Source organism: Erythrobacter sp. BLCC-B19 (assembly GCF_028621955.1).
In the GTDB taxonomy this organism is placed as follows: Bacteria; Pseudomonadota; Alphaproteobacteria; order Sphingomonadales; family Sphingomonadaceae; genus Erythrobacter.
In genome coordinates this window covers 3,187,263-3,204,984 of the sequence record NZ_CP117516.1, presented here as the reverse complement: position 1 = coordinate 3,204,984, position 17,722 = coordinate 3,187,263, and the positions used below count along the sequence as shown (strand labels likewise).

The following is a 17,722-nucleotide window of genomic DNA, read 5'->3' as shown; positions in this document are numbered from 1 at the left end:
TCGAGCTGCGCGAAAACCTGCCCGATCTGACCGCGATGGCAGCCTATGGCGCGCGCATTGCACAGCAGCTGCGCAGCGGGGATGTGGTGGCTCTCGAAGGCGGACTCGGTGCGGGCAAGACCACGCTCGCCCGCGCGATTCTCGCCAGCCTCGGCCATGCCGGGGAAGTGCCTTCACCCACCTTCACCATTATCGAGACGTATGATTCGCCGCCTTTGCGGCTCGCCGTCATTCATGCCGACTTCTACCGTCTGGACGACCCGTCCGAACTCGCCGAGATCGGGCTTGATGATTATCGCGAAGGTGCGGTGCTGCTGGCGGAATGGCCCGATCATGCCGGCGGCTTCGGGCATGAGCCGGGGTGCCTTGCGATCCATCTCGCCCTGGTCGGAGAAAGCGGGGAAGGCGGGCGGATTGCGATTGCCCGCGCAGGCCAGGATTGGGTAGGGCGGATGCCATGAGCGAACTGCCTGAAGGTCTTGCCGCATTTGTCGAAACCGCCGGATGGGGCGAGGCCGAAGTCGCCCCGCTGCCGGGCGATGCCTCGTTCCGCCGCTATTTCCGCCTGACGCAGGCGAGCGGCGCAACGGCGATGCTGATGCACGCCCCGCCGCCGCATGAAGACCCCGCACCCTTCCTCCATGTCGCGCACTGGCTGAACGACAACGGGATGCGCGGCCCTGCGATTCTCGCCGAAGATGCCTCTGCTGGCTGGGTGCTGACCGAGGATTTCGGCAATGACCGGATGCGCGACTGGCTCGATCTCCATCCGGGCGAGGAGCGCGCTGCCTATGACGCGGCGGTTGATGCGCTCGCCGCGCTCCACCGTCTGCCGCCGGGGCCGTTCGCGCCCTACGATATGGCGGTTTATGCGCGAGAGGTGGCGCTGCTGACCGAATGGTATTGCCCGGCACATGGGCTTGACGTCGATGTCGATGGCCATGCAGCGGCGTGGGAACAGGTGTTGGCCCCGGTGCTTGCACGTCAAAACCCCGGCGTGACGGTGTTGCGAGACTACCATGCAGAAAACATCATGCTGCTCGGCGGCCGGCCGGGCGCGCCGCAAGGGCTGATCGACTTTCAGGATGCGCTGGTGGGCCACCCGGCCTATGATCTCGTCTCCTTGCTGCAGGACGCGCGGCGGGATGTCTCCGAGGAATTGGAGGCGGCGATGCTGCGTCACTATGCTGCGGCGTCTGGCGGGACAGATCACGATTTCCTCGCCGACTATGCGACACTGGGCGCGCAGCGGAATGCCAAGATCGTGGGCATCTTCACCCGACTGAACGCGCGCGATGGCAAGCCGCGCTATCTTGCGATGATCCCGCGTGTCTGGGCGGCACTGGAGCGTGATCTCGCGCACCCCGCGCTCGCCCCGGTGGCCGCGTGGTTCGATGCCAATATTCCTGCAGAGCTGCGCGCTGCCAATGGAGCCTTTCCCGCGTGAGCCAGCTTGCCTCCGATACCGCGATGATCCTGGCCGCCGGGCTCGGCAAGCGGATGCGACCGCTCACTGCCAGCCAGCCCAAGCCGCTGGTGCGCGTCGCGGGCAAGGCGCTGATCGACCACGCGCTCGACCGGCTGAAAGACGCAGGCATTGCCAGGGCGGTGGTCAATGTCCACTATCTCGCCGATGCGCTGGAGGCTCATGTCCTTGCCCGCGCCGCGCCCCAGGTGACTGTCTCGGACGAGCGTGCGCTTCTGCTTGAGACCGGTGGCGGGATGGTCAAGGCCTTGCCGAAGCTGCCCGATCCGTTCTTCGCGCTTAACGCCGACAATATCTGGCTCGATGGGCCCAAGAGCGCCTTCCACGATCTTTCGCGCCGCTGGAACCCCGACGAGATGGACGCGCTGCTGCTGGTCGTGCCGCACGCCAGAGCGATGAACTTCAATGGGCCGGGCGATTTCCATATGGATCCGCTGGGCCGCCTCTCGCGCCGCCGCGCCGGGCGGATCGCGCCTTTCATCTACACCGGCATCCAGCTGGTCAGCCACCGTCTGATGCGCGACGCTCCGCAAGGGCCGTTCTCGACCAACCTGCTCTGGAACCGGGCGATGGAGGAGGGGCGGCTCTATGGCATCAGCTTTACCGGCTTGTGGTTTGAGGTCGGTACCCCGCAGATGATCCGCCCGACCGAGGAGGCGCTTTCGGGTGGCTGAGCCCCGCAAGCCCGGCCCGCTCGTCTATTCGATTGCCGCGCATCGCGGTTTTGCCGATGCGCTCGTCGCCGGGATCGTGCCGCGTTACCGCGAAGAGGGTTTCGGTCTCGCGCGATTGACCCTGCTGGTGCCGAGCAGCCGCGCCGCGCGCACGCTGTCCGAGGCTTTCATCCGCCACGCTGGCGAGAACGGCCAGGGCGGCTTGCTGATGCCGCGCATGATCGCGGTGGGTGATCTTGATCTCGACGAAAAGCTCGGCGCGGCGCTCGATCCGCTTGGCGCGTCCGACATCCCTCCTGCCTGCGATCCGGTGTGGCGCTGGCTGACGCTGGGACGGCTGATTGCCGAGGAGCGCAAGGCCGAAGGCATGGCGCCCCTGCCCGGACGCGCGCGGCTCAATCTCGCTCGGGAAATGTCGCGAACCATGGACCGGCTGCTGGTCGAGGAAAAGGCGCCCGAAGACCTATGGGCCGAGCCGGTGCTCGATCAGATGGGCCAGCTTGCCGAGCACTGGAAGCGTTCGATCCGGCTGTTTGCGCGGGTCAATGCGCGCTGGATCGATGAACTGGGCGCGCGCGGTGAAGTCGATGCGGCGACGCGGCGCAACCTGCTCTTCGACCGCGCGTCGCGCCGCTGGAAGGAAAGCCCGCCTGCGCACGCGATCATTGCTGCCGGTGTGACCAGTGCAGCGCCTGCGCTGGCGCGGCTCCTGCGCGTGATTGCCGAACTGCCGCAGGGCGCTGTGGTGCTCCCCGATCTTGACCTTGCGATGGACGCGCCTGCGTGGGACGAACTGGGCCTTGCCGGTGCCTCGACCACGCCGGGCGGCCCGGTTTTCGGCGCGGCCGATGCGGTCACCCACCCGCAATATCACCTCAAGCTTCTGCTCAATCGCATGGGCGTGAACCGGGCCGAGGTGCAGCCCTGGCACCGCCGGGGGATCGCCGCCGCCGACCCTGCGCGCAGCCGCGCGATTTCGGCGCTGTTCCTGCCCCCGCAGGCGAGCCGCGCGTGGATTGGCCTTGGGGCAAAAGAGCGCCGGCTCGATGGCGTGCGCCTGATGGCGAGCGCCACGATCGAGGAGGAGGCGCAAGCCATTGCCTTGCTTGTGCGTGAGGCGCTGGAGCAGCCCGAACAGCGCATCGCGGTCGTCACCGCCGATCGCGGCCTTGCGCGGCGCGTCGGTCAGCATCTCGAACGCTGGAATATCCTTGCCGATGACAGTGCCGGGCGCCCGCTCGCGCTGACCCCGGCGGGACGCCTGTTCGGTCTGCTGGCCGAGATCACTGCGAACGGCCCTGATCCCTCGAACCTTGTTGCTGCCTTTGGCCACCCCTTGGTGCGGGGCTGGGACGGCGCGGTGCGGCGGGAATGGTTGATCGGCCTGCGCGCCTTCGACCGCGAGCTGCGTGGCCCTGCGCCTGCGCCGGGCATGGAGCCCCTGCGCGATGCTGCGACAAAGGCCGGGGTGGCCGAATGGTGGGCTGAAGCCGAGGCGCTGGTGGCTGCGTTATCCGATTGGCCGCGTGAGATTGGACTTGCCGAGGCGCTTGCGCGGCTCGCGGCATCGGCCGAAGCATTTGCCCGCCTCGCCATTTGGGAGCGCGAGGATGGCCACGCGCTCGGCCAGATGGTTGAGGAACTTCGCTCCACCGCCGATGCGCTGGGCACCGTCGTCGAGACAGCTGATCTTGCCGGTATCTTGCGCGATGCGATGGAGGCGGTCGCCGTGCGCCCCGGTTATGGCGGTCACCCGCGTGTCGGGATCTATGGCTTGCTCGAAGCGCGCATGGCCCGGGCTGATCTGGTGATCTGCGCCGGGCTTAACGAAGGCAGCTGGCCGCAAACGCCCGGCGCAGACGCGCTGCTGGCGCCCGCGATCCTGCGCGCACTGGGCGTGCCGGGGGCCGAGTTCCGGATCGGGCTGGCCGCGCATGATCTTGCCGGCGCTATGGGCGCGCCGCAGGTGGTGCTATCGCGCAGTCTTCGCGATGCCGAGGGGCCGACCCTGCCGTCGCGCTTTCTGCTGCGGGTTGAAGCCTTGCTCGGCGATGATCTGGACACGGAGCACCGCGAGCGTGCGATCCCGGCGATCCTCCCGCTGCTCGACCGCGCAAGGCTGCGGGCACCGAGCTATCCGCGCCCTGAGCCAATGCCATCGCCTGACCAGCGCCGCGTCCCGATCAAGGTGACCGCGCTCGACCGGCTGCTGGGCGATCCTTACCAATTCTACGCGCTGGCGATCCTCGATCTGAGGCAATTGCAGCCGCTTGCCGCTGACCCCTTCAGCGATCCGGCGCTGCGAGGCACGCTGGTGCACGCAATCCTCGACAAGTGGCACAAGGCCAGAGCCGCAGGCGCTGACACGCCGCTTGGCCCCTTCGCTGCCGCCTATTTCGATCGCGAGCGTGTCCACCCCTTGTTCCGTGCGTTGTGGCAACCACGCCTGATCGCCGCGCTCGAGCGGTTCGAGGGCTGGCTCGAAGCCGCCGTGGCGGAAGGCCGCACCGTGCTTGCGACCGAGATTTCGGGCGAGATGGAGGTGGACGGGGTCAAGGTGCAGGGCCGCGCCGACCGGATCGACCGGCTCGCTGACGGGACGCTCGCGATCGTGGACTACAAGACCGGCCGGGTGCCTACCAAGGACGCGGTGAAGGCGGGCTTCGCGCTGCAACTCGGCCTGCTTGGGCTGATTGCCGAGCACGGCCGCTTTGCCGACAAGGAAACCGGCAAGGTGGTGCAAGGCGTGGCGAGCGACTTCGAATATTGGTCCTTCAAAAAGGACGATGGCAGCTTCGGCAAGCGAGAAACGCCAATGAAGGTGGGGCAGGCCAAGAAGGGTCTCCTGCCCGAGGAATTTCTCCCCCATCACCGCGACAAGCTCCGTTTTGCAATCCACGAATACATCAATGGCAGCGAGCCGTTCACCGCGCGCGCGAACCCCGATTATCAGGGCTACAACGAATATGACCAGCTGATGCGCCTTGAGGAATGGCTGGTGCGCTTGACCGAGCCGGAGGCGAGCCAATGAGCGGCGCGAGCGGCCTCGTTTTCCCCTTGCAGGACAACCAGCTTCCGGCAGCTGATCCGGAAGAGAACGTGTGGCTTTCCGCTTCGGCGGGGACGGGCAAGACCCAGGTTCTGTCCGCGCGCGTGCTGCGCCTGCTGCTACGCGAGGATGTCAGCCCGTCGCAGATCCTGTGCCTCACCTTCACCAAGGCCGGCGCTGCCGAAATGGCCAACCGCATCAATGCGGTGCTGGCGCGCTGGGTGCGGCTCGACGAAGTGAGGCTGGCGAAGGAGCTTGGCTATCTCGGCGCGGACATCGGCAAGGCTACAATCGAGCGCGCTCGCAGCCTGTTTGCCAGCGTCCTCGATTGCCCGGGCGGTGGCCTCAGGATCGACACGATCCACGCCTTTGCCCAATTCCTGATCGGCAACTTCCCCGAGGAAGCCAACCTCGCCCCCGGCACGAAGGTCATGGATGATCGCAGCCGGGAGTTGCTGGCGCGCGAGGTGCTGACCGACCTGTTCGAAAGCGCCGAACGCAGCGGGGATGCGCGCGTGCTCGATGGGTTGAGGCTGTTCACCACCCGCAAGGATCCGGCTGCCTTGCACACGTGGCTGATGCGCGCGGCCGAGGCGCATGATTTGTGGGAAGGCACGGGCGGCTGGCAGTCGCCAATGGCCGCGCGGGTGCGCCAGACGCTCGATATGCCGTCCGATGCGGACGAGGCATGGGCAAACGAGCCGCTCGATCCCGACCTGTTTCCGGATGAGATACTGATTTCGCTCCTTCCGGCACTTGATGGCTGGAAGGCCAAGACCGGGCAGGAGACGGCCGCCTTTATTCGCCAGTGGATCAATCTCGGCCTCGCTGATCGGGTCGTGGCGGTGGCGCAATTCCGCAAGACCCTGCTCAAGGCCGACGGCACCCCGCGCAAGATGGATGGCGCAGCCAAGCTCGATCCTGATTTCCTCCGTCATCAAGACGACATCGCAGAGGCGCTGGACGAATTCGAAACCCGCCGTGCCATGCTGGCCTGCGCCGAAATTGTCACCTCCGCGCTGGAAGTCGGCCGCGCGTTCTGGCTGGCCTGGGAGGAACGCAAGGCGCGCGAAGGTCTGCTCGATTTCTCCGACCTGATCCGCAAGGCCGCGGTGCTGCTCGGCACCTCGGAGGCGGCCGACTGGATCCGCTACAAGCTCGACCGCGCTTTCGATCACATCCTGATCGATGAGGCGCAGGATACCAACCGCAGCCAATGGGACATCGTCGAGGCGCTGATCGACGATTTCTTCACCGGCGAGGGCGCGCGCGGGGAGAAGCTGCGCACGGTCTTCACGGTGGGCGATTACAAGCAGGCGATCTTCGGCTTTCAGGGAACCAGCCCGGAAAACTTCGCCCGCGCCAAGACCCGCATTCACACGCGCATCGAGGCCGCGCGGCAAGGCATTCGCCAGAATCGGGTCAATCGGGCCGAGCCGGGATGGCGCGACCTTGACCTTGGCAACTCCTATCGCACGGCCAACATCGTCCTCACCTTCGTCAACCGGATGATCGACGCGCTGGGCTTTGCGGAGTTCGGGCTCGATACGCCGCCGCCTGAACATAAAGGCGCGGAACGGCCCGGTCTGGTGACGCTGTGGCCGCCTGTCATGCCTAGCGGGGGTGAGGGGGACGGCGATAGCGCCGATGACGACGAGGAATCCGGCAACGCTGATGCCGATCAGACCTGGCTGCCCAAACACGATACCCTGCTCGCGCAAAAGATCGCTGACCAGGTGCATGACTGGATCAGCGGCGCAGAGCCCTTCGTTCTCGAAAAGGGCAGGCGGCGCCATGCGCAGGCGGGCGATGTGATGGTGCTGGTGCGTCAGCGCAAGGAATTGGCCGCGCAGATCGTGGCCAAACTCCACGCGCGCGGTGTGCCGGTGGCAGGGGTGGATCGTCTCAGATTGGGCGCGCCGCTGGCCGTCAAGGATGTGCTGGCAGCGCTCCGGTTTGCCGCGCAGCCGCTCGACGATCTCAGCCTTGCCAATCTGCTCGCCTCGCCACTCGTCGGATGGAGCCAGGACGACATCCTTGCCTATGTCCCGCGCGACAAGGGCGTGCGGCTGTGGGATCACCTCAAGCGCAAGGACGCCCCTGACACCGTCGCCGCGACAGCCGAGCGGCTGCGCGAGCTGCTGCGCCGCGCCGATTATCAGACACCGCAGGCGTTGATCGCGTGGTTGCTGACCGGCCCGTGGCAAGGCCGCGCCCGGCTGGTTGAGCGGCTGGGGGGCGAGGCCAATGATCCCCTCGACGAATTGCTCAACGCTGCCTTCGCCTATGAAGCCGACCATTGGCCGAGCCTTGCTGGTTTCATCGCCTGGTTTGATGCCGGGACGGGCGACCTCAAGCGCGATTCCGATTCTGCCGCCGGACAGGTGCGGGTGATGACGGTGCATGGCTCGAAAGGCTTGCAGGCACCCATCGTCATTCTCGCCGATGCCACGGGCGCGCCGGGCGACAAGGCCGATCTGACGCTGGAAGACAGGGTGCTGGGCCATGATCCCGAACGCCCGCGACTGGTGCCGATCCCGCCGCTCGGCAAGGACCAGACGCTCGGCCCGCTCGCGGAGGCTGCACAAGCCAAGCTGGCGGCGCTGCGGCAGGAGCATTGGCGGCTGCTCTATGTCGCCTTGACCCGTGCGGAAGAGGCGCTGTTCATCGGTGGGTCGCTGAACAAGAAAGAAGCCAGGAAGCGCGAACCGCATGAGGAAAGCTGGTACGCGCGCTTGGCGCCGCTGTTCGATGCTGAACAGGTCGACGACCCGATCTGGGGCTGGCGGAAGGAATGGGGCGCGCGTGCGCAGCCGCTTGACGAGCAGACCGCGCCAGACCCCGCTGAACCGGCTGGCCCCGATCTGCCTCGCTGGGCAAGCGCCCCGATCGGCCCCGAGCCGCGCCCGCCGCGCCCGCTTGCGCCGTCAAGCGCGGGCGAGGACACGGGCGCCGAACCGCCGCTGCCACCCGATGCCGCGCGCCATGCGGCCCGGCGCGGGAGCCTGATCCACGCGCTGCTCGAACGCCTGCCTGATGTGGCTCCGGCCGACCGATCCGATGCCGCATTGCGCTGGCTTGAACGACAGGCCGCCGACCTTGCCCCTGATGCGCGCGCGGAAATGCTGGACGCGGCTTTGGCGGTGCTGGGTCACCCCGATTTTGCAGCAATCTTTTCCCCGCAGGCGCTGGCGGAAGTGCCGCTGGCCGCGACTGTCGATGGCGTGGTGGTGGCCGGCACGGCGGACAGGCTGCTGATCGAGGACACGCGCGTCACCGTGGTCGATTTCAAGACCACCCGTCGCCCGCCTGCCTCGGCCGAAGCCATTCCGCCGTCCACGCTCAGGCAGATGTCCGCCTATGCCGCCGCACTGGAGGCGATCTATCCGGGCCGCGAGGTGCGCGCGGGCGTGCTCTACACCCACGCTCCGGTGCTCTATGACCTCGGGCCCGAAACCCTCGCGCTGCACAAGAACGCGTTGCAGGGCGCGCAGCAATCCTTTGCGCTGCCCGATATTGAGTGAAGAACCGGGCGCACTAGATTGCATTCCTGTGACCGCCGCCCCTATGCTGCGCGGCAAAAGGAGATACCGACAATGGCGACCGTCAATGTGACCGATGCAAGCTTCAAGGCTGACGTGCTGGACAGCGATACCCCGGTGCTGGTGGATTTCTGGGCCGACTGGTGCGGCCCGTGCAAGATGATCGCGCCCGCGCTTGAGGAAATCAGCGAGGAGCTCGCCGGCAAGGTGGTGATCGCCAAGATGGACATCATGGAGAACACCGACACCCCCGCCGCGATTGGCGTGCAGTCGATCCCTCTGATGGTGCTCTACAAGAACGGCCAGCCGGTCGCGCAGAAGCTCGGCGCCGCCCCGAAGGGTGCGCTCAAGGCGTGGCTTGAAGGCGAGCTTTAAGCTCTAGGCGCCAAGCCGCGCCACGAATTCATCCCAGATTGCCGGTGACGATGCCCCGATCAATCCGGGGGCATCGTGCTGGTCGACGCGGTAAGCGCTGCCATCAAGCCGCGCCGCCTTGCCGCCCGCCTCGTTGAGCCACAGGACACCCGCAGCGTGATCCCAGGCGAGGGTGCGCTTGAAGCTCGAAATGTCGTTCTCGCCCAGGGCAAGCCGCGGATATTGCTCGGCGGCGCAGCGCGGGATGTCGACCAGCGTGTAATGGGGCGCGAGTTTCGCGTCGACCATCGCCGACTGTTCGGGCGTGAGGAAGATCCGGCTGACCGCAGTCACCGGCGGCTGCTGGCCGGTGGTGCGCGCGGCGATGCGCTCGCCGTTGACGAACGCTCCCTCGCCGCGGCGGGTGTGGCAGAAGCGGTCTTTCACGGGGTCGTAAATCCACCCGGCCACGGCGTGCCCAGCGTCAGCCAGCGCGATGATGATGCCGAAGGGCTCCTTGCCTTGAGCAAAGTTGGCCGTCCCGTCGAGCGGGTCGATGATCCAGCACTGGCCCGATAGGTGATCGAGCACCGCCTTGTCGGCATGAACCGCCTCTTCGCCCACAACCGCCACACCGGGGGCGAGCTTGGTCAGCGCTTCGGTGAGGAAGGCTTCCACCTCGCGGTCGACGATGGTGACGGGGTCGTCGTCCCCCTTCATCTCGATCTCGCCTGCGGCCAGGTTGCGGAAGCGCGGCAGCATCGAACGCTGCGCGGCAAAGCGCATCAGATCGCGGATTTCGTCATCCAGCGCGCTCAAGACCGATAGTCCGCATTGATCGCGATGTAACCGTGGGTGAGATCACAGGTCCACACGGTAGCGCGCCCCTCGCCGAGGCCGAGGTCGACCGCAATGTCGATGTCCTCGCCCTTGAGGTGGGCGGCCACCGGAGCCTCGTCATAGCCATCGACCGGCAGGCCGTCGCGCGCCGTCCACACGCCGCCGAACGCGATCGAGAGCTTGTCACGATCCGCCGGTTCGCCCGCCTTGCCGACGGCCATGACCACGCGGCCCCAGTTGGCATCCTCACCCGCGATGGCGGTTTTCACCAGCGGCGAATTGGCAATGGCGAGGCCCACGGCGCGCGCGCTTGCGTCGCTGACCGCGCCGGAGACGCGGATGGTGATGAATTTCTGGGCACCCTCACCATCGCGCACCACGGCCTGCGCAAGATTGCGGCACACATCGGCGAGCGCGGCGGCAAAGGCGTCGGCGCCTGGGCTGTCCCAATTGTCGATCCTGGCGTTACCGGCCTTGGCCGTCGCAAACACCATCACGGTGTCGCTGGTGGAGGTGTCGCCATCCACGGTGATGCACGAAAAAGTAGCAGCATTCGCGCGTTCAAGCGCCGCTTGCAGGAAGGCAGGCGCGACATCGGCATCGCTGAAGATGTAGCCGAGCATGGTCGCCATGTCGGGGGCGATCATGCCGGAGCCCTTGATGATCCCGGCCAGCTCCACCCGCGTGTCGCCCACCATCGCGCTCGCACCAGCGGCCTTGGGGAAGGTGTCGGTGGTGCCGATGGCGTGGGTCGCGTCCTCCCACCCGCAAGGCGCGGCGGCGAGCGCGGCGGCGATCCCTGCGCGGGCCTTGTCGATGGGGAGCGGTACGCCGATCACCCCGGTGGAGGAGACGAACACTTCCTCCTGCGGGCAAGCAAGCGCGCCCGAAACCTGCGCCATGATCGCCTCGACCGCCTCGCGCCCGCGCCAGCCGGTGAAGGCATTCGAATTGCCCGCATTGACCACCAGCGCCCGCGCGCGGCCCTGCGCGATGTTCTGCCGCCCGAGCTCGACCTCGGAGGAGGCGCAGGCGCTCTTGGTGAAGACGCCAGCCACGCTCGTGCCCTCGGCCAGTTCGGCAAGGGTCAGATCGCAGCGGTCCCATGTCTTGTATTGCGCGCGCGCCACACGCAGCGTGACGCCCGCAATCGGCGGCAGTGCAGGGAAGGGGCGGGCGAGGGGCGAGCGTGCGATATCCATGGCAAGCGCCCGTAATGGCCAAACCCCGCGCCTGCAATCTCGTGCTTAGGGCTTTGTGAGCCGTGGCGGGCCTGATAGCATTGCGGGCATGATCAACCGCCTCTGGCCGCTCGCCGCTTTCAGCCTTGCCATCCCCGCCACAGCGCAGGAGCCTCCACCCCCTCCGGCCAAACCCAAACCCGAAGCGCGCGGTGAAGAGCGTTATTTCGTGCCCGCTCCGCCGGGTTATCGCGGCAAGGAGGTGCCACAGCCAATCGGCTCATCCAACGACTGGGTGACCATTGCCGACTATCCGCTGGATGCCTGGCGCGCGCGGGAAGAGGGCGTGGTGCAGTATGATGTAGGGGTCGATGCGCAGGGCAAGCCCACCGGCTGCACCATCACCTACAGCACGGCTACCCCCGCGCTTGAGGCCGAGACCTGCCGCCTGCTGCTGGAGCGCGCGCGGTTCGAGCCTGCCGAGGACGCCAATGGCACGCCCCGCGCCTCGGTCTGGCCGGGCGAGACCAAATGGCAGTTGCGCGAGCCGGAGTATCCCATTCCCTTCACGGTCAAGGTCGCCTTCACGCTCGACGAGCGCGGGGAGCAGCGCGATTGCCGGATCGTCGAGCGGTCGGACAAGCTCCCGCCTGACATCCAGCGCACCCTTGAGCGGCGTCCCTGTCCGAGCAGCTACGGCACGCGCGGCGTGCCCTATCGCGACGAGGAGGGTCGCCCGATCGCGCGCGAGGTGATGGTGACCTATGTGATCACGCTCTCGCCGCCGCCAGCGGGCGATTAAGCTTCCGCACAGCTTGTCGCACTATGCTGGTGGACGAACTGACGCGGAATCCCTATTAGCTGCTACCCATGACCCGGCGTTTTCTTGCCTTTCTGGCCCTGCTGACGGGCCTTGTCGCCCTCGGCGGCCCGGCGAATGCGTCGTTGGCCGAGGCGCTGGCTTGCGGGTCAAGCATTGCGGCTGCCGCCGGTGACGAGGCGCAGGGGAGCGAGCACGTCGCGATCCAGCCCGTGCCTTCAACGGTGCAGGAAAGCCGCGAGATCGAAGCGCCCGCAAGCCGCCCTGCGGCCCCTGAGGCGCTGCGTCTGCCGGTCTTGATGGGGATCGAGCGCGCCTACGAATAGGCGCCCGATACCAATTCCCCAGTGCTTTTCCGCGCGCCACGGCCACCGGCTCTGCGCGCGCTTCGTTCCCGCAAATTCGTGTCAGGCCCGCAAAAGGGCCGTCATGCACAACAAGGGCTTCATCACGCCATGTTCAATTCACTCGCCAAGTCGCTGTTTGGCTCTGCCAATGACCGTTACATCAAATCCGCCCGCAAGATTGTCGCGCAGGTCAATGCGCTCGAACCTCAGATTCAGGCACTCTCCGACGAGGAGTTGCAGGGCCAGACCGCCAAGCTGCGCGCTCTGATCGACAAGGGCGAGACGCTCGACGCGATCCTGCCCGAAGCCTTCGCCACGGTGCGCGAGGCATCGGTGCGCGTGTTCGGGATGCGCCATTTCGATGTGCAGCTGATCGGCGGCCTCGTGCTCCACCGCGGCGAGATCGCCGAAATGCGCACGGGCGAGGGCAAGACCCTGATGGCGACGCTCGCGGTCTATTTGAACGCGCTCGAAGGCAAGGGCGTCCACGTCGTCACGGTGAACGATTACCTCGCCCGGCGCGACGCGGCCGAGATGGGCAAGCTCTACAACTGGCTCGGCCTTACCGTCGGGGTGATCGTCCCCGGGATGCCCGAGGAGTTCAAGCGCGACGCCTACAACGCCGACATCACCTACGGCACCAACAACGAATTCGGCTTCGATTACCTGCGCGACAACATGAAGCACGAGCGCAGCCAGATGGCGCAGCGCCCGTTCAACTTCGCGATCGTGGACGAGGTGGACTCGATCCTGATCGACGAGGCGCGCACCCCGCTGATCATCTCCGGCCCGACCGAGGACAAGTCCGAGCTCTACGTCCAGCTCGATCAGGTCGCGCGCGAGATTCCGAAGGACTGGCTCGACATCGACGAGAAGACCAAGCGCGTCCAGCTGACCGAGGAAGGGCTCGATCAGGTCGAACAGATCCTCGTCGAAAAGGGTCTGCTGGCGACCGACAACCTTTACGATGTCGAGAACACGCAGGTCGTCCACCATCTCGATCAGGCGCTGGTCGCCAACTTCGCCCGCAAGCGCGACACCGACTACATCGTCAAGGATGGCAAGGTCATCATCATCGACGAATTCACCGGCCGCATGATGGATGGCCGCCGCTGGTCGAACGGGCTGCACCAGGCGGTCGAGGCCAAGGAAGGCGTGCGGATCGAGCCGGAGAACCAGACGCTGGCCTCGATCACCTTCCAGAACTATTTCCGCATGTATCCCAAGCTGTCCGGCATGACCGGCACCGCGGCCACCGAAGCGGCGGAATTCTGGGACATCTACAAGGTCGGCGTGGTCGAAATCCCCACCAACCTGCCCGTCGCCCGCATCGACGAGGAAGACGAGTTCTACAAGAACACCGCCGACAAGTTCGGCGCCATCGCCAAGGCGATCAAGGAAAAGCAGCAGATCGGCCAGCCGGTGCTGGTCGGCACGGTGTCGATCGAGAAGTCCGAACTGCTCAGCCAGTATCTCGATCAGGAAGGCGTCAAGCACGCCGTCCTCAACGCCCGCTTTCACGAACAGGAAGCGCACATCGTGGCACAGGCGGGCCGCTATGGGGCGGTCACCATCGCCACCAACATGGCCGGTCGCGGCACCGACATTCAGCTCGGCGGCAATGTCGAATTCCGTATCAATGACGAACTCGCCGAGATGCCCGAAGGGCCGGAGCGTGACGCGGCCATCGCGCGCATCCGCGCCGAAGTCGCCGAGGAAAAGGAGCGCGTGAAGGCCGCAGGCGGTCTCTTCGTGCTCGGCACCGAGCGCCACGAAAGCCGCCGCATCGACAACCAGCTGCGCGGCCGTTCGGGCCGTCAGGGCGACCCGGGCCTGTCGCGCTTCTACCTGTGCCTTGAGGACGATCTGCTGCGCATCTTCGGCCCCGACACGCTGTTCTCCAAGATGATGAAGTCGAACCTTGCCGATGGCGAGGCGATCGGGAGCAAGTGGCTGTCGAAGGCGATCGAGACCGCGCAGAAGAAGGTCGAGGCTCGCAACTACGATATGCGCAAGCAGGTCGTGCAATACGACGACGTGATGAACGACCAGCGCAAGGTGGTCTACGAACAGCGCGCCGAGATCATGGATTCCGAAGCCGTTGACGATGTCGTGCTCGATATGCGCCACGACACCATCAATGCGCTGATCGGTGCCGCGTGCCCGCCGGGTTCCTACCCCGAGCAATGGGACATCGCGGGGCTTAAGGCCAAGACTGAAGCGGTGCTTGGCTTCGTGCCGCCCTATGATGAATGGCTGGCCGAGGACGAGGTCGAGCCTGAACTGCTCGAGGAAAAGCTGCGCACGCTGACCGACGCGATGATGGAGGAGAAGATGAACTCCTCCGATCCGGCGATCTGGCGGATCGTCGAGAAGGATGTGCTGCTGCGCCAGCTCGATCATCACTGGAAGGAGCACCTCGCCACATTGGATGCGCTGCGGCAGGTGATCTGGATGCGCGGGATCGCGCAGAAGCAGCCGATCAACGAATACAAGCAGGAGGCCTTCGCGCTGTTCGAGACGATGCTCGAAACGCTGCGCGAGGAAGTGACCAAGATCCTGTTCCGGGCGGAACTGCGGATCGAACCGCCGCAGATGGAATCGCTTCCCGAACTGCCCGATTTCCTCACCGGCCATATCGACCCGCTCACCGGGCTTGACGATTCTGCGGATTTCGATGGGTCGGAGACGCGGGTGCAGCAGTTCGGCTCGCTCGCGGGATCGCCTGCGGCGGAAATCGGCCCGGGCGGCGCTGCGACGGGGAATGATCCCTATGCCAATCTCGGCCTCAGCCGCAACGCGCTGTGCCCGTGCGGCAGTGGCAAGAAGTACAAGCACTGCCACGGCGCGCTGTCGGCCCGCGCGCTGGTCTGATCGCTGACGGGCGGGGGCAGGAGCGGGGCGCATGATGATCGGGGCCGTTCCCGTGCTTCTGGCATTGGCGTTCCTCGTCACCGCGCTGCTCTATGCCAGCGTCGGGTTTGGTGGCGGGTCGACCTATTCGGCGCTGCTGGCGCTGTCGGGGCTCGACTATCGCCTGCTCCCGCTGGTGAGCCTGGCCTGCAACATCGTGGTGGTGACGGGCGGCAGCATCCGCTTTGCCCGTGCGGGCCTGACACCGTGGAAGAAGGCGCTTGTCATCGTGGCGCTGGGCGCCCCCGCAAGCTTCCTTGGCGGGCTCACCCCGATCAAGGAGGCGACCTTCCTGACGCTGCTGGGCGCGAGCCTGGTGCTGACCGCAATGACCATGCTGATCCCGGTGCGCGAGGCTGCCGGCGATGCGCCCGGAAGGGTTGCCCGGTTCATGCCGCTGGCCGCCGCGCCGCTGGGCTATTTCGCCGGGCTGGTGGGGATCGGCGGGGGGATATTCCTCGCGCCGCTGCTGCATCTGGCGCGCTGGCATGAGGCGCGGGGGATTGCGGCGACGGCAAGCCTGTTCATCCTCGTCAACTCGCTGTTCGGCCTTGCCGGGCAGATGGTGAAGAACGGCCCCGGCCTGCTCGGGGCGGCGCTGGGCGCCTCGCTGCCCTTGCTGATCGCGGTGGTGATCGGCGGGCAGGCCGGCAGCCTGATGGCCGCGCGGTTGCTACCGCCGCAGTGGATCAGGTGGCTGACGGCGCTGTTGGTCGCAGTGGTCGGCGTGCGCCTGCTGGCCGGTTTCTAGACCCGCGTCCGGCGGATCAGCAGGGCGAGGAACAGCGTTCCGGCAAAGGCCGCATATCCCGTCAGCAGGTTGGGCAAGAGCAGCGGCACGCCGGTAAACAGCATCGTATCATTCCCGCCGGGCACCAGCGTTGCGCCTGCGCCCATCAGCAGGCCGCCGCCCGCTGCTCTTGTCCAATGCTGCAGCGATCCCGCCCGCAACCGGAACGTTCCGCCTACCAGCGTTGCCAGCGTCATGCCGGCCAGCAAGGCAGCAAAGCCGATCAGCCCGGCCAGCGTCCAGCCGCGGCCATAAGCGATCTCGGCGATGCGGCTGGTGTAGAGCCATTGGCGGTCGAGCGCGAACAGCAGGCCCGAAGCAGCGCCCACCACCGCCATCGCGATCAGCGGCGACCACCCGCCGCGGGGACGCTTCCAGCCGATCCGGCGGTAGATATAAGTGGCTGCGAAAGTGCCGAGGGTTCCCCCGACCACCAGAGCAAGAAGCACATGGCCGGCGAGCGGCGAGGGCAGGGTGCCGCGCTCGGGCAGCATCAGCGCCGCGCTCGACATATTGGGGCCAAGCAGCAGCGCCGCCAGAAACATCGCCGCGATTGATCCCGCACGCCACAACTCGCCCTGCGTCAGCCCGGCGAGCAGCCCCATCGCGCAGTGCCCTGCCATCAGCGACCCGAGCGCGAACAGCACCCCGCCTGCCACCGCGAGCCAATCAGGCGGCGCGCCAAGGATGGTCATAAAGGGTTCCGCCCCCAGCCAGTCGGCAAGGCCCATCACCACGATCGCGCTCGAAGCGGCCAGCGCAAAGCCTGCCAGCCGATGCACCCGCCGCCGCTCGACCACCTCGCGCACGGCCCGCACCATGCACACGCCCGCGCGCTGACTGGCATAGCCGATCAGGAACATCAGCGCGGTGGTGAGAGCCAAGGTCACCAGCCGGAGCTTAGCGTCAGCCGCGCCGGGTGCAATTGCTGCACGCACGGCAGATGGTGGGTATTGCGGGGGAAGCGTGCTAACCTGAGCCCGGATCTGGCAATGGTTCGCACAGCCAGCGGAGAGCAGCAATGATTGGGCGCAGCGCGCGGTACGTGGTTCTTGCTCTGGCTGTTTCTTCGGCGTCCGCCGCGCAGGAGGCGGTGTCCGGTCAGGCAGGTGAACCAGCCTCCACCGCGCCTGTGGCCTCAAGCGAGGCCAGCGCCGAGACGAAGACAGACACATTCAGCGCCCGCGTGACGACGGGCTACCCGACACGGGCGCTGGCCGAAAACCGGGAGGGAACGGTGCATCTGACAGTCACCGTTACGTCAGAGGGCCGCGCGACCGATTGCACGGTCACGCAGTCGAGCGGTCATGCGATTCTCGATCAGGCGGCCTGCGCGGAAATCGAAGAGAAGGCGCGCTTTGCGCCCGCGCTCGATGAAACGGGCCAGCCCATCGCCGCGCAATTCAGCACGAAGGTGACCTTCAGGATCAAGTGAGCGCTGGCGAGAAAATGGCTCCCCGAGTAGGATTCGAACCTACGGCCAAGTGATTAACAGTCACCTACTCTACCGCTGAGCTATCGGGGAGCAACTCTTCCAAGCGGTGTAAGGAAGAGCGGAAGCGCGCCTATATGGGCGGCGGAATCGGATTGCAAGAGGGTTTTGAACAAGCCTTGCAGGACGACGCGATAAGGCTGACCAGGCGAACGCCCCCGGGAGAATCCTCGGTCGCCCCGCGACCGCAAGCGCGACCGCGCGCCCGCAGCGGGCGCAGCTCTGCTGCGCGTC

14 protein-coding genes and 1 tRNA gene are annotated in these 17,722 nt (G+C 66.5%); 11 read left to right on the top strand and 4 right to left on the bottom strand.

Translation table 11 applies throughout. The features are described from left to right. Window positions 1–5: 5 nt before the first annotated feature. The 6 genes from tsaE to trxA all read left to right on the top strand — a co-directional run bounded on the left by tsaE (window position 6) and on the right by trxA (window position 9,126). Entirely contained in the window at window positions 6–461 is a 456-nt protein-coding gene (tsaE, locus tag PS060_RS15055; RefSeq protein WP_273986938.1) for a tRNA (adenosine(37)-N6)-threonylcarbamoyltransferase complex ATPase subunit type 1 TsaE, read from the top strand. Continuing rightward, window positions 458–1,447: an aminoglycoside phosphotransferase family protein gene (locus tag PS060_RS15050; protein WP_273984283.1), complete on the top strand. Its 990-nt coding sequence runs from the start codon at window positions 458–460 to the stop codon at window positions 1,445–1,447. Before tsaE ends, PS060_RS15050 begins: the two co-directional genes overlap by 4 nt. Then, complete coding sequence (locus tag PS060_RS15045) at window positions 1,444–2,160, top strand: nucleotidyltransferase family protein (protein WP_273984282.1); 717 nt, start codon at window positions 1,444–1,446, stop codon at window positions 2,158–2,160. The genes PS060_RS15050 and PS060_RS15045 overlap by 4 nt, the downstream gene beginning before the upstream one ends. Beyond that, window positions 2,153–5,191, top strand: coding sequence for a PD-(D/E)XK nuclease family protein (locus tag PS060_RS15040; RefSeq protein WP_273984281.1), 3,039 nt, complete (start codon window positions 2,153–2,155; stop codon window positions 5,189–5,191). Before PS060_RS15045 ends, PS060_RS15040 begins: the two co-directional genes overlap by 8 nt. After that, the gene (gene addA, locus PS060_RS15035) at window positions 5,188–8,733 is read left to right on the top strand and encodes a double-strand break repair helicase AddA (RefSeq protein ID WP_273984279.1); all 3,546 of its coding nucleotides are present in this window, start codon (window positions 5,188–5,190) and stop codon (window positions 8,731–8,733) included. Before PS060_RS15040 ends, addA begins: the two co-directional genes overlap by 4 nt. Window positions 8,734–8,805: 72 nt before the next feature. Continuing rightward, on the top strand, window positions 8,806–9,126 hold the full coding sequence (gene trxA / locus PS060_RS15030) for a thioredoxin (protein WP_273984278.1): 321 nt from the start codon (window positions 8,806–8,808) through the stop codon (window positions 9,124–9,126). Window positions 9,127–9,129: 3 nt separating this feature from the next. On the opposite strand, the gene PS060_RS15025 is transcribed toward trxA, so the two are convergent. Then, on the bottom strand, window positions 9,130–9,924 hold the full coding sequence (locus PS060_RS15025) for an inositol monophosphatase family protein (RefSeq protein ID WP_273984277.1): 795 nt from the start codon (window positions 9,922–9,924) through the stop codon (window positions 9,130–9,132). Next, window positions 9,921–11,147, bottom strand: a complete 1,227-nt coding sequence (gene argJ, locus PS060_RS15020) for a bifunctional glutamate N-acetyltransferase/amino-acid acetyltransferase ArgJ (protein WP_273984275.1) — start codon at window positions 11,145–11,147, stop codon at window positions 9,921–9,923. Before argJ ends, PS060_RS15025 begins: the two co-directional genes overlap by 4 nt. An 88-nt stretch (window positions 11,148–11,235) precedes the next feature. On the opposite strand from argJ, the gene PS060_RS15015 reads away from it, so the two are divergent. The 4 genes from PS060_RS15015 to PS060_RS15000 all read left to right on the top strand — a co-directional run bounded on the left by PS060_RS15015 (window position 11,236) and on the right by PS060_RS15000 (window position 15,957). Next, entirely contained in the window at window positions 11,236–11,928 is a 693-nt protein-coding gene (locus tag PS060_RS15015) for a TonB family protein (protein WP_273984274.1), read from the top strand. A gap of 68 nt (window positions 11,929–11,996) precedes the next feature. Then, window positions 11,997–12,272 carry a hypothetical protein gene (locus PS060_RS15010; protein WP_273984273.1) on the top strand — a complete coding sequence of 92 codons (276 nt, stop codon included), beginning with the start codon at window positions 11,997–11,999 and terminating at the stop codon, window positions 12,270–12,272. A 129-nt stretch (window positions 12,273–12,401) separates the two neighbouring features. Further along, window positions 12,402–15,167, top strand: coding sequence for a preprotein translocase subunit SecA (secA, locus tag PS060_RS15005; protein ID WP_273984271.1), 2,766 nt, complete (start codon window positions 12,402–12,404; stop codon window positions 15,165–15,167). Window positions 15,168–15,201: 34 nt separating this feature from the next. Further along, window positions 15,202–15,957: a sulfite exporter TauE/SafE family protein gene (locus PS060_RS15000; RefSeq protein ID WP_273986937.1), complete on the top strand. Its 756-nt coding sequence runs from the start codon at window positions 15,202–15,204 to the stop codon at window positions 15,955–15,957. Here PS060_RS15000 and PS060_RS14995 read toward each other — a convergent pair. Continuing rightward, window positions 15,954–16,886 carry a YeeE/YedE thiosulfate transporter family protein gene (locus PS060_RS14995; RefSeq protein ID WP_273984270.1) on the bottom strand — a complete coding sequence of 311 codons (933 nt, stop codon included), beginning with the start codon at window positions 16,884–16,886 and terminating at the stop codon, window positions 15,954–15,956. The genes PS060_RS15000 and PS060_RS14995 overlap by 4 nt on opposite strands. Before the next feature lie 131 nt (window positions 16,887–17,017). Between PS060_RS14995 and PS060_RS14990 the strand changes: the two genes are divergently transcribed. After that, complete coding sequence (locus PS060_RS14990; RefSeq protein ID WP_273984269.1) at window positions 17,018–17,431, top strand: energy transducer TonB; 414 nt, start codon at window positions 17,018–17,020, stop codon at window positions 17,429–17,431. A gap of 15 nt (window positions 17,432–17,446) precedes the next feature. On the opposite strand, the gene PS060_RS14985 is transcribed toward PS060_RS14990, so the two are convergent. Further along, window positions 17,447–17,521, bottom strand: a tRNA-Asn gene (locus PS060_RS14985). Window positions 17,522–17,722: the final 201 nt, after the last annotated feature.

What these genes read in the sequence shown, in the direction of transcription:
- addA (WP_273984279.1), top strand. Translation starts at nt 5,188, where the DNA reads ATGAGCGGCGCGAGCGGCCTCGTTTTCCCCTTGCAGGACAACCAGCTT.
- PS060_RS14990 (WP_273984269.1), top strand. Translation starts at nt 17,018, where the DNA reads ATGATTGGGCGCAGCGCGCGGTACGTGGTTCTTGCTCTGGCTGTTTCT.
- trxA (WP_273984278.1), top strand. Translation starts at nt 8,806, where the DNA reads ATGGCGACCGTCAATGTGACCGATGCAAGCTTCAAGGCTGACGTGCTG.
- PS060_RS15000 (WP_273986937.1), top strand. Translation starts at nt 15,202, where the DNA reads ATGATCGGGGCCGTTCCCGTGCTTCTGGCATTGGCGTTCCTCGTCACC.
- PS060_RS15010 (WP_273984273.1), top strand. Translation starts at nt 11,997, where the DNA reads ATGACCCGGCGTTTTCTTGCCTTTCTGGCCCTGCTGACGGGCCTTGTC.
- PS060_RS15015 (WP_273984274.1), top strand. Translation starts at nt 11,236, where the DNA reads ATGATCAACCGCCTCTGGCCGCTCGCCGCTTTCAGCCTTGCCATCCCC.
- PS060_RS15050 (WP_273984283.1), top strand. Translation starts at nt 458, where the DNA reads ATGAGCGAACTGCCTGAAGGTCTTGCCGCATTTGTCGAAACCGCCGGA.
- secA (WP_273984271.1), top strand. Translation starts at nt 12,402, where the DNA reads ATGTTCAATTCACTCGCCAAGTCGCTGTTTGGCTCTGCCAATGACCGT.
- argJ (WP_273984275.1), bottom strand. Translation starts at nt 11,147, where the DNA reads ATGGATATCGCACGCTCGCCCCTCGCCCGCCCCTTCCCTGCACTGCCG.